Here is a 9,866-nt window from a genome sequence, read left to right as displayed (position 1 = left end):
TATCTGCGTGTGGTGGGAGAAAAGCCAGAAGCCAACCTGCCAGCTTTTCCTGAGCCGTTCAAGCTGGGAACCATGCCCGCTTCAACCACTGACCTGATGCGCGATGGCTTGCAGGGCAGCCCCACCCTGAATGCTGCTGTAGAAAACGTGCGTGCCTACAAAACAGCGATTGAATCCGCCAAAGCCGCCTATTACCCGCGGGTTGACCTGCGCGCCTACGCCAGCAAAGACAAAAACACCGGCGGCATCTCTGGTGACACACGGGTCAATGGGATTGAGCTGGTGCTGAACTACAACCTGTTCCGTGGCGGTGCCGACAAGGCCCGTGAGCGTCAGGCCATCGACCAGAGGGAACAAGCGCACGACTTGCAGGAAAAAGCCTGCCGCGATGTGCGCCAGACCTTGTCGATCGCCTACAGCGATGTGCGCAGCCTGGACGAACAGTTGCGCTACATGGACGCGCACCGACTGGCCACAGAGAAGTCACGCGAGGCGTACCGCCAGCAGTTCGACATTGGCCAACGCACCCTGCTCGACTTGCTGGACAGCCAGAACGAATACTTTGAAGCCACCCGCGCTTACATCAACGCGCGCTACAACCAGGCCACAGCGCAGGCGCGCACGCTGGCCGGCATGGGACAGTTGGTATCAACACTGGGTGTGCCGCGTCAAGATCTGCCAAGCGCACAGGATGCGGGTCAGGACCGTGCTGGCATTGATCCAGCCGAACTGTGCCCATTGGACGAGACCATGGTGGACACGCTGGAAAAAATAAAGAATGAAGCTGTGGTGCCGTCGCGTGCACGTGCCGTCGTACCCGCCGCCGCAGCTCCTGCTGCGACCAAAGTCAATCTGGCCGCAGATGCGTTGTTTGACTTCAACAAGTCGGTACTCAAGGTGGACGGTGCCGCCAAGCTCGACGAGTTGGTGACCAAGATCAAGGGCATGGCGCTTGACGTGGTGATTGCAACCGGACATACCGATAGCGTGGGCAGTGATGCCTACAACCAGCGTTTGTCGGTGGCGCGCGCTGAATCCGTGAAAGCTTATTTGGTGAGCAAAGGCGTGGATGTCAAGCGTGTGCAGGCGGTGGGCAAGGGTGAATCCGAGCCGATCGCCGATAACGCCACCGCTGAGGGACGTGCCAAAAACCGCCGGGTGGAGGTGTCGGTGCAGTCGATGGCAGCACCTGCACCGGGCAAGTAAGTCAGTTCAATACCGGCGTGTCGGGCAACTCATTGGGGTTGCTTTGTCCGGCTCGCAGCGCAAAGTGCTGTTGCAATAGCGCTGTCACCTGCTGCACCGCCTGTGTCAGGCCGGCTTCATAAGCACCGGCCTTGAACGAGGTGCTCATGCCTGCCACCAGGCGTGGCCAGGTGTCTGCGGTAACCCGCTCATTCAAGCCCCGGTCGGCCACAATCTCGATGCGGTGCTCGGCCAGCAACAGGTAAATGAGCACGCCATTGTTTTGCGCGGTGTCCCATACCCGCAGTTTGCCGAACAGGGCCAGCGCCCGCTCGCGGGTGATGTGCGCCATGCTGTCGGGCTGCCACAGATAGCTCAGCGGCAGGCCGGCTTCAACATAAATGCGAATCTCACCACTGTGGCCGGCTTCGCTTTGTGCCACTTGAGCGGCCAGCTTGTCCAGCAGTGCTGGTGGTATGGCGCGCCGGGCTGCGTCATCGCTTTTCCAGCGGTGTTTGAAAATTCGGCTTAAACGTGTCCACATCACCAGTCTCCCGAGGCGCCACCGCCACCAAAATCACCACCTCCGCCCGAGCCAAAACCACCACCGCCAAAGCCACCACCGCTGCCACCAAAACCGCCGCCATGGCCCCAACCGGTGTTGCGGCCACCACGGTGCAAGCCGCTATTGCGCAAGCCGGGGGTGTTTTGCAGCAGGGTAAAGATCAGGGCGACCACAGCGGCCAGCCCGGCAATCAGCAGGCTGGCGGTGAGCAGCATGGCAATGCCACCGGCCACCCCGCCCGTGGCCACGGCACCGAGCCGGTTGCCCAGCATGCGCCTGGTCACAGCTCCGATCACCGGCACGGCGACAAACAAAAAGATGCCCAACTCCATCCAGTCAAAGCCAGCAGCATCTTTGCTTGCTTTGCGGTTGGGTTCGGGCAAGGCCTCGCCGCTGATCAGCCCCATGATGCGCGTGAGACCGGCATCAATGCCGCCAGCATAGTCGCCTTGCTTGAAGCGCGGCGTGATCGCCTCGTCAATGATGCGTTTGGCGGCCAGGTCGGGGATCGCGCCTTCGAGCGTTTTGGCCACCTCGATGCGCAGCCTGCGGTCTTGCACCGCAACAATCAGCAGCAGGCCGTCGCCAACGGCCTTGCGGCCAATTTTCCAGCTGTTGGCCACACGGTTGGCATATGCGGCAATGTCTTCGGGCTGGGTGCTGGGCACCAGCAAGACCACCACCTGCGAGCCGCGCACTTGTTCGAAGGCGCTTAATCGGGCTTCCAGCGCGTCACGCTGGGCAGCGGCCAGGGTGCCCGAGGTGTCCACCACATGGCCAGTCAGGGCGGGCACGGCTTGTTGCGCCCGGGCTGCGCCCAGGCCCATCAGGCACAACAGCAAAAGCGATCCCAACCATCGGGTCAGCGGTAGCCTGTGACGCATCAGCCGCAGCAATGCCATCATTTTTTGTTGAAATCAACCACTGGTGGGGTTGAAATGGCCGCTTCGTTTTGCACCGTGAAACTGGGTTTGGGCGTGTAGCTGAACACCATGGCCGTCAGGTTGCTGGGGAAGCTGCGCGCCAGCACGTTGTATTCCTGCACCGCCTGAATGTAGCGGTTGCGCGCTACTGTGACACGGTTTTCGGTGCCCTCCAGTTGCACGCGCAGGTCACTGAAACCCTGGTTTGCCTTGAGGTTGGGGTATTGTTCAGCGACCACCATCAAGCGGCTCAGGGCCGAGCCCAGTTCGCCCTGGGCCGCCTGAAATTTGTTGAAGGCGGCCGGGTCGTTGAGGGTTTCAGGCGTGACCTGGATCGACGTGGCCCGGGCCCGCGCTTCAATCACCTTGGTCAGCGTTTCCTGCTCAAAAGCGGCCTCGCCCTTGACCGTGGCCACAATGTTGGGCACCAGGTCGGCGCGGCGCTGGTACTGGTTCAGCACCTCGCTCCAGGCCGATTTGGTTTGCTCGTCCAGGCGTTGGAAGTCGTTGTAGCCGCAGCCCGTCAGGGTCAGGGCGGTTATCAAGATCAAAAACCAGCGTTTCATAAATACCTCCACAAGAAAATCAACAGTACAGCCACGAGATGGGGCGTGGCCAGCTATTTTGCAAGGATGGGAAACAGCTTGATCAGCCCGTCCGCCATCACTTCGACCGAGAGCGCGGCCAGAATCAGTCCCATGAGCCGGGTCATGACGTTGATGCCGGTTTTGCCCAGTCCCCGCGCAATCGGGTTGGCCAGCGAAAAACACAGGGCGGTGGCCAGCGCAATGACCACACCATAACCGACCAGGGTGCCGAGTTGCCAGAATGTCTTGGCCTTGTCGGCATAAATCACCACCGTGGACATGGTGGCCGGACCGGTCAGCAGCGGGATGGTCAGGGGTACCACGGCAATGCTGGCACGGGCGGCGGCGTCGTGCATTTCTTCCTCGTTGGATTTCGCCTCGGCTGGCTGGGCGTTCAGCATGGCCAGCGCAGAGGTCAGCAGCAACATGCCGCCACCGACCTGAAAACTGGCCAGCGAAATACCAAAAAATTCCAGGATGTGCAGGCCCATCAGGGCACAGGTGGCGATCACCACAAAGCTACTGAACGAGGCGATCCAGATGGTGCGATGGCGCTGCTCACGCGTGAAGTCCTGGGTGTAGTGGATAAAAAATGGCACGATCGCCAGCGGATTCACCAGGGCCAGCAAGGTGACGAGAGGTTTGAGGTCCATGGCTGTGTTTTCTCGAAAGCTTGGGTGGTTCAGTGCGACGAACGTTCCAGATAGCGCTTGCGCCAGAAGAACAACACCAGGCCGGCGGCTGTCAGCCCCATCGACACCATGGCCAGCCAGAATCCATTGCTCATGTGCAGCAGCGGGATGAACTCGAAGTTCATGCCAAAAATGCCGGCAATCAGGTTAAGCGGCAGAAAAATGGCGGTCAGCACGGTGAGTGTGCGCATGATCTCGTTGGTGCGGTGGCTTTGCGCGTTGAAGTGCATTTGCACCGTGGTTTCGGCGTTTTGCTCCAGCCGTTGCACATGGTGCAACACGCGCTCAATGTGTTCCAGCACGTCACGGCTGCGCACATGCAGCAGGTCGCGCTGGTGTTTGCTCACCAGCTCGTCGTGATCCGGCCAGCTTTTCAGGGTTTCGATCCAGTCCTGGATGGCTGAGCGCTGGTCTTCGCAGATTTCATCAAGATGGTGCAGGGACAAGCGGGCGCTGAGCAGGGCGCTCCAGTTGTTGAAGCGGGTTTTTGGGTTGAGCAGTTCGGCCTGCCAGTGGTCAAGTTGTTGACTGAGCTCACGGCGCAGCGCCAGATAGCCGTCCACCATCTGGTTGACGATGCGCAGCATCAGGTCGGCCGGGTTGGCGGGAATGCCGCGTGCGCCCGTGGATCGGCCGTCGGGTGTGCCAAGCACCGCATTTTGTGGCGCATCGGTGGCGCTGGTCGCCAGCAGGCGTCCGGCGTAGACATCGCGCAGGTTGTGCTCGGCGGGGTGGACCGTGAGCAAGACGCGGTCAAACACCACAAAACCGACTGCGCTGGTGTCGATGCGCCGCAAGATGGGTGGGCCGCCACGTTTGGGCAAGTGCTTCAGTGGCTGGCTGGCGGGCGTGTCCGAAGGGGCGCTGGCGCTTGCCAGGCCGCGAAATACCAGCAGGTCGTATTGCGAAGTGAAATCAAAGCGCGAGGGCAGTTGCGCATTCAGCAGGTCCGACACGTGCAGGTCGAGCAATTGCAGTTTGCACAGGGTTTGCAGCGCCGTTTGAAGCGGTATTTGCAAACGTTCAAGTTCAACGCGGGTGCACGATAACCACAGGTAGCCAGCCGCCGGCAGTTGCAAGCAAGCCAAGTCCCCAGGCAGTTCGCCAGATACGATTTCAGTCGCACAGCTGGCGTTGATCGAGAAGATTCGCATGGCTGGATGGCGTGTGTTTATTGGCGCAGCAACCTGGCCGCATCACGGGCGAAATAGGTCAGTACACCATCAGCCCCGGCGCGCTTGAAGGCCAGCAAGCTTTCCATCATGACGGCATCATGGTCGAGCCAGCCGTTTTGGGCCGCGGCCTTGAGCATGGCGTATTCGCCGGAGACCTGATAGGCAAAGGTGGGCACCTTGAACGTGTCCTTGACGCGGCGCACCACGTCCAGATACGGCATGCCGGGCTTGACCATGACCATGTCCGCGCCCTCGGCAATGTCCATGGCCACTTCGCGCAGCGCTTCGTCGCTGTTGCCGGGGTCCATTTGATAAACCTTCTTGTTGCTCTTGCCGAGGTTGGCGGCCGAGCCCACGGCGTCGCGAAACGGACCATAAAAGGCGCTGGCGTATTTGGCGCTGTAGGCCATGATGCGGGTGTGGATGAAGTGATTGGCCTCCAGCGCGTTGCGGATGGCGCCAATGCGGCCGTCCATCATGTCGCTGGGTGCCACCATGTCAACCCCGGCAGCGGCTTGTGTGAGGGCCTGTTTGACCAGCACTTCGACGGTTTCATCGTTCATGATGTAGCCGTCCTCGGCCGGGTCGGGGCTGGGCAGACCGTCCTGGCCGTGGCTGGTGAAGGGGTCCAGCGCCACATCGGTCATCACCCCCAGTTCAGGGAACTCTTTTTTGAGGGCACGCACCACGCGTGGCACCAGGCCGTCGGGGTTGAACGCTTCGCGGCCATCGGGGGTTTTGAGGTGCTGCTCGATCACCGGGAACAGTGCCATCACCGGAATACCCAGTTTGACGCAGTCTTCGGCCACGGGCAGCAGCAGGTCCAGGCTCAGGCGTTCCACGCCGGGCATGGAGGACACCACCTGGCGCTGTTGCTGGCCATCAACCACAAACACGGGATAAATCAGATCATGCGGGGTCAGGGCGTGTTCGCGCACCAGGTTGCGGGTAAAACTGTCGCGGCGCAAACGGCGTGGCCGACCTTGGGGAAAAGAGGCGAAGTGGGTCATGGTTTTGAATCAGTTTGAAAATGTTTTGTCATCGTAGCGACATTTTTTTTGTCATTGGCTTGAAAAGACGGATATTTTTTGTTAAATTACATGCCGGGCAGTTTACTGCTCCCCGCTTTTCCTCCCTGAGCGGGGCCTTGATGTGTGACAGCAAATAGGCTTATCACCCCAGCCCTTGTGCTGGGGTTTTTTTTTAAAGTTCAGATCGACCTTCATGCTCTGGATCAAGTCTCTCCATCATTTTGTCGCCCGTTGGTGTGCCGGCTTGGTTGTGCTGAACCCAGTCTGAGGTCCTGATGTCGATGCACAAGACTTCGGCATGGCCACTGGCACTGGTTTATGCGGGCCTGATTGTTTACGCGAGTCTTTTTCCGTTTGCGGGTTGGCGTGACCAGGGTGTGGCACCCTGGTTTTTCCTGACCGCGCCGCTACCCAGGTACTGGACCGTTTTTGACGTGGTGGCCAATCTTGTCGGCTACATGCCGCTCGGTTTTTTCCTGATGCTGAGCGCGTTGCGTACCGGGCGTTCGCGATTTGCCTTGCGTCTGAGTGTGCTGGCGGCCTTGCTGCTGTCGCTGTTGATGGAATCGCTCCAGGTCTACTTGCCCAAACGGGTGCCTTCCAATCTTGACTTGATGCTGAACATGGCTGGTGGCGCACTCGGCGCCATGAGTGCCTGGAGCCTGGAGCGTTTGGGTGTGCTGCAGCGCTGGAGCCGTTTCAGGGCGCATTGGTTTGTGACGGATGCACGGGGTGGTCTGGTGCTGCTGGCCCTGTGGCCCTTGGCCTTGCTGTTTCCCACTTCGATTCCTCTTGGACTGGGCCAGGTGTTTGAGCGGCTGCAAGGCAAGTTGGCTGTTGTGCTGGCAGATATGCCTTTTCTGCAATGGTTGCCGATGCGTGAGGCGACGTTGCAGCCTCTGCTGCCTGCCATGGAGTGGTTGTGTGTGGTGCTGGGCTTGCTGATCCCGTGCCTGCTGGGTTTTTGCATTATTCGCAAGGTCGGTCAACGCGCCTGGTTTGTGCTTTGGGTGTGTTTTTTTGCCATCTGGGCCTCGGCACTCAGCGCTGCCTTGAGCGTCGGCCCCGAGCATGCCTGGGCCTGGCTCAGTGCGCCGGTCAAGGCGGCGTTGATGAGTGCCGCGGTGCTTGCGCTGGTGTTGTTGCGGGTGCCGCGGCGGGCCAGTGCCGCGCTGGCGCTGTTGGCTTTGGGGGTGCATCTGAGCTTGTTGAATCAGACGTCGGTAAGCCCTTATTTTGAGCAAACCCTGTTTCTGTGGGAGCAGGGGCGGTTCATTCGTTTTCATGGCCTGGTGCAATGGCTGGGCTGGCTTTGGCCTTTTGCAACTCTGGTTTATCTGCTGAGTTTGCTCTGGGACAAAGAGTCAAAAAACTAAAATCCGGCACATGACCAATTCGACCCCACCCCATTCCAGAGCTCAAGCTGGCAGCGCGCCAACGCCTTCAGCCAGTTATTACCAGCGGCACATCTTTTTTTGTTTGAACGAGCGCAGCAATGGCGAAGCGTGTTGCGCCCAGCATGATGCGGTAGCAGCATTCGATCGCTGCAAGTCGCAAGTCAAGGCTGCTGGCCTGGCCGGGCCGGGGCAAGTGCGCGTCAACAAGGCCGGTTGTCTGGATCGTTGCGCCGCCGGCCCGGTGGCCGTGGTCTACCCGGAGGCTGTCTGGTACAGCTATGTGGATGCCAGCGACATTGACGAGATCGTCGAGTCCCATCTTAAAAACGGCCAGGTGGTGCAGCGGCTGCTGACGCCCGAGCATCTTGGGCGCTAGCCTGACGTTGGCTGCGATTTAATTTAAAACACTTTTGATTTGCCTCTCGGCTGACGAGGGGCGGCACGCTCATGAAAAAAATACTTTTGTCCCTGATGGCTGCGGTTTGCCTGTCTGCCGCTGCGCAAGCCCCGCAAGCGCCTGAAATTGCGGCACGTTCCTATTTGTTGATGGATGTCACGGCTGACCAGATTCTGGCGCAACAAGACATTGATTCCCCCGTAGAGCCGGCCTCGCTGACCAAGCTGATGACGGCCTACCTGGTGTTCGACGCCCTGCGCAGCAAGAAGTTTGATCTGAAGCAAACCCTGCCCGTGAGCGAACGTGCATGGAAAATATCGGGCTCGCGCATGTTCATTGATCCCAAGATGAAGGTTCCGGTGGAGGATTTGATCAAGGGCATGATTGTGCAAAGTGGCAACGATGCCACCGTGGCGCTGGCCGAAGGCGTCGGTGGCACGGTCGAGCGTTTTGTGCAGTTGATGAACGAGCAGGCCAAGGCATTGGGCATGAAGGCCACGGGCTATAAAAATCCCGAGGGCCTGACCGAGCCGGGCCATATCACCACGGCGCGTGACCTGAGCATTCTGGCGACCCGGTTGATGCGGGATTTTCCTGAGTATGTGGGGTATTACGCCATCAAAAAGTACCGTTACGAAGGCACGCCCGCAGCCAATGACAGCAATCGTAATTTGTTGCTTTTTCGCGATCCGACCGTCGATGGCCTGAAAACAGGGCATACCAATGCGGCGGGCTACTGCCTGATTGCAACGGCGCGACGCGATGTGCCGGGTCTGGGCCAGGTCGGCGCGCCTGCCGGCTCACCCAGCGCGCTGGGAAGCCGTCGCCTGTTGTCGATTGTGCTGGGTGCCGCCAGCGAAGACGCGCGCGCCAATGAGTCGCAGAAATTGTTGAACTGGGGCTACACCGCATTTGAAGCGGTCAAGCTGTTTGATGCCAACCAGGCCGTGGTGACTCCGGCGGTCTGGAAGGGCAAGGCGGCCACGGTGGCGCTGGGTCAGACCCGAGCCATTGTGGTGGCAGTGCCAGCCGGCATGGGCGCCAAGCTGACGACCCAGGTGGCCAGGCCGGAGCCGCTGGTTGCACCCTTCACCAAGGGTCAGCAGGTGGGGACACTCATGATCAGCAGCGCCGGCCAGGTGGTAGCCAAGGTGCCATTGCTGGCCTTGCAGGGCGTGGAGCAGGCTGGCGTGATCGGGCGTGCCTGGGACGCCTTGCGGCTGTGGATCAAATGAAAATTTTGCACACAGAACCCCGACCTGATATAGTAATGGGCTTTTCGGAGTTTCCGAAGGGATTCACGTTTTTGTTTATTTCATGTTTCCAAACGTTTAGGGACGTTTAGTTTTTAGGAGGCTCAATGCCAACCATCAATCAGTTAATCCGTCAGGGGCGTGCGGTTGAGACCGTCAAGTCCAAGAGCCCGGCGATGGAAAATTCCCCCCAGCGTCGTGGTGTTTGCACCCGCGTTTACACCACAACGCCTAAAAAGCCCAACTCGGCTTTGCGTAAAGTTGCCAAAGTGCGCTTGACCAATGGCTTTGAGGTGATTTCCTACATCGGCGGTGAAGGCCACAACCTGCAGGAACACAGCGTGGTGCTTGTTCGCGGCGGTCGTGTCAAGGACTTGCCCGGTGTTCGTTACCACATCGTGCGCGGTTCGCTCGACTTGCAAGGCGTGAAAGATCGCAAGCAGTCGCGTTCCAAATACGGTGCCAAGCGTCCCAAGGTCAAATAAGCCGCTGGTTCGTTCAATTAACAGGTGTTTGTTTGCTGCGTGGCGCAGGAAATGAACGTAGTGACCCACTGTTCGGGTCGAGTAAGTGAGAGTCTTATTTGTTAACTCTCGCGGTGTTTGAAAAAACGCCAACTGAAGCAATAGAGGTGAAAAAATGCCACGTCGTCGCGAAGTCC

At 59.4% G+C, this 9,866-nt stretch carries 10 protein-coding genes and 2 pseudogenes; 6 read left to right on the top strand and 6 right to left on the bottom strand.

The window, feature by feature from the left end:
* Positions 1-72 precede the first annotated feature (72 nt).
* A pseudogene (locus NDI87_RS14130) lies at positions 73-618 on the top strand (TolC family protein); the annotation flags it as partial.
* A 198-nt stretch (positions 619-816) separates the two neighbouring features.
* Positions 817-1,206, top strand: a pseudogene (locus tag NDI87_RS14125) (OmpA family protein); the annotation flags it as partial.
* A 1-nt stretch (position 1,207) separates the two neighbouring features.
* On the opposite strand, the gene NDI87_RS14120 reads toward NDI87_RS14125, so the two are convergent.
* Genes NDI87_RS14120 through hemB form a run of 6 tightly spaced genes read right to left on the bottom strand, consistent with a single transcriptional unit; the run spans position 1,208 to position 6,137 of the window.
* Positions 1,208-1,729: a TPM domain-containing protein gene (locus tag NDI87_RS14120; protein WP_296276003.1), complete on the bottom strand. Its 522-nt coding sequence runs from the start codon at positions 1,727-1,729 to the stop codon at positions 1,208-1,210.
* Positions 1,729-2,655: a TPM domain-containing protein gene (locus NDI87_RS14115; RefSeq protein WP_296276002.1), complete on the bottom strand. Its 927-nt coding sequence runs from the start codon at positions 2,653-2,655 to the stop codon at positions 1,729-1,731. The genes NDI87_RS14120 and NDI87_RS14115 overlap by 1 nt, the downstream gene beginning before the upstream one ends.
* Positions 2,652-3,239 carry a LemA family protein gene (locus tag NDI87_RS14110; RefSeq protein ID WP_296276001.1) on the bottom strand — a complete coding sequence of 196 codons (588 nt, stop codon included), beginning with the start codon at positions 3,237-3,239 and terminating at the stop codon, positions 2,652-2,654. Before NDI87_RS14110 ends, NDI87_RS14115 begins: the two co-directional genes overlap by 4 nt.
* Before the next feature lie 53 nt (positions 3,240-3,292).
* The gene (locus NDI87_RS14105; RefSeq protein ID WP_296275999.1) at positions 3,293-3,913 is read right to left on the bottom strand and encodes a MarC family protein; all 621 of its coding nucleotides are present in this window, start codon (positions 3,911-3,913) and stop codon (positions 3,293-3,295) included.
* 29 nt (positions 3,914-3,942) lie between these two features.
* Positions 3,943-5,106: a magnesium transporter CorA family protein gene (locus NDI87_RS14100; RefSeq protein ID WP_296275998.1), complete on the bottom strand. Its 1,164-nt coding sequence runs from the start codon at positions 5,104-5,106 to the stop codon at positions 3,943-3,945.
* A gap of 17 nt (positions 5,107-5,123) precedes the next feature.
* The gene (hemB, locus tag NDI87_RS14095) at positions 5,124-6,137 is read right to left on the bottom strand and encodes a porphobilinogen synthase (protein ID WP_296275997.1); all 1,014 of its coding nucleotides are present in this window, start codon (positions 6,135-6,137) and stop codon (positions 5,124-5,126) included.
* 302 nt (positions 6,138-6,439) lie between these two features.
* On the opposite strand from hemB, the gene NDI87_RS14090 reads away from it, so the two are divergent.
* The 4 genes from NDI87_RS14090 (at position 6,440) to rpsL (ending at position 9,690) form a co-directional block, all read left to right on the top strand.
* The gene (locus NDI87_RS14090; RefSeq protein WP_296276004.1) at positions 6,440-7,534 is read left to right on the top strand and encodes a VanZ family protein; all 1,095 of its coding nucleotides are present in this window, start codon (positions 6,440-6,442) and stop codon (positions 7,532-7,534) included.
* 10 nt (positions 7,535-7,544) lie between these two features.
* Positions 7,545-7,931, top strand: a complete 387-nt coding sequence (locus tag NDI87_RS14085) for a (2Fe-2S) ferredoxin domain-containing protein (protein WP_296275996.1) — start codon at positions 7,545-7,547, stop codon at positions 7,929-7,931.
* Positions 7,932-8,002: 71 nt separating this feature from the next.
* Positions 8,003-9,187, top strand: coding sequence for a D-alanyl-D-alanine carboxypeptidase family protein (locus NDI87_RS14080; RefSeq protein ID WP_296275994.1), 1,185 nt, complete (start codon positions 8,003-8,005; stop codon positions 9,185-9,187).
* Positions 9,188-9,312: 125 nt separating this feature from the next.
* Positions 9,313-9,690 carry a 30S ribosomal protein S12 gene (gene rpsL, locus NDI87_RS14075; RefSeq protein WP_296275993.1) on the top strand — a complete coding sequence of 126 codons (378 nt, stop codon included), beginning with the start codon at positions 9,313-9,315 and terminating at the stop codon, positions 9,688-9,690.
* Positions 9,691-9,866: the final 176 nt, after the last annotated feature.

This window comes from Rhodoferax sp. (assembly GCF_023701345.1).
Taxonomy (GTDB): Bacteria; Pseudomonadota; Gammaproteobacteria; order Burkholderiales; family Burkholderiaceae_C; genus Rhodoferax.
Note: the sequence above shows the minus strand (reverse complement) of the source record. Positions and strands in the feature narration are given on the sequence as shown.

What these genes read in the sequence shown, in the direction of transcription:
- rpsL (WP_296275993.1), top strand. Translation starts at nt 9,313, where the DNA reads ATGCCAACCATCAATCAGTTAATCCGTCAGGGGCGTGCGGTTGAGACC.
- NDI87_RS14115 (WP_296276002.1), bottom strand. Translation starts at nt 2,655, where the DNA reads ATGATGGCATTGCTGCGGCTGATGCGTCACAGGCTACCGCTGACCCGA.
- hemB (WP_296275997.1), bottom strand. Translation starts at nt 6,137, where the DNA reads ATGACCCACTTCGCCTCTTTTCCCCAAGGTCGGCCACGCCGTTTGCGC.
- NDI87_RS14110 (WP_296276001.1), bottom strand. Translation starts at nt 3,239, where the DNA reads ATGAAACGCTGGTTTTTGATCTTGATAACCGCCCTGACCCTGACGGGC.
- NDI87_RS14120 (WP_296276003.1), bottom strand. Translation starts at nt 1,729, where the DNA reads ATGTGGACACGTTTAAGCCGAATTTTCAAACACCGCTGGAAAAGCGAT.
- NDI87_RS14105 (WP_296275999.1), bottom strand. Translation starts at nt 3,913, where the DNA reads ATGGACCTCAAACCTCTCGTCACCTTGCTGGCCCTGGTGAATCCGCTG.
- NDI87_RS14085 (WP_296275996.1), top strand. Translation starts at nt 7,545, where the DNA reads ATGACCAATTCGACCCCACCCCATTCCAGAGCTCAAGCTGGCAGCGCG.
- NDI87_RS14100 (WP_296275998.1), bottom strand. Translation starts at nt 5,106, where the DNA reads ATGCGAATCTTCTCGATCAACGCCAGCTGTGCGACTGAAATCGTATCT.
- NDI87_RS14090 (WP_296276004.1), top strand. Translation starts at nt 6,440, where the DNA reads ATGCACAAGACTTCGGCATGGCCACTGGCACTGGTTTATGCGGGCCTG.
- NDI87_RS14080 (WP_296275994.1), top strand. Translation starts at nt 8,003, where the DNA reads ATGAAAAAAATACTTTTGTCCCTGATGGCTGCGGTTTGCCTGTCTGCC.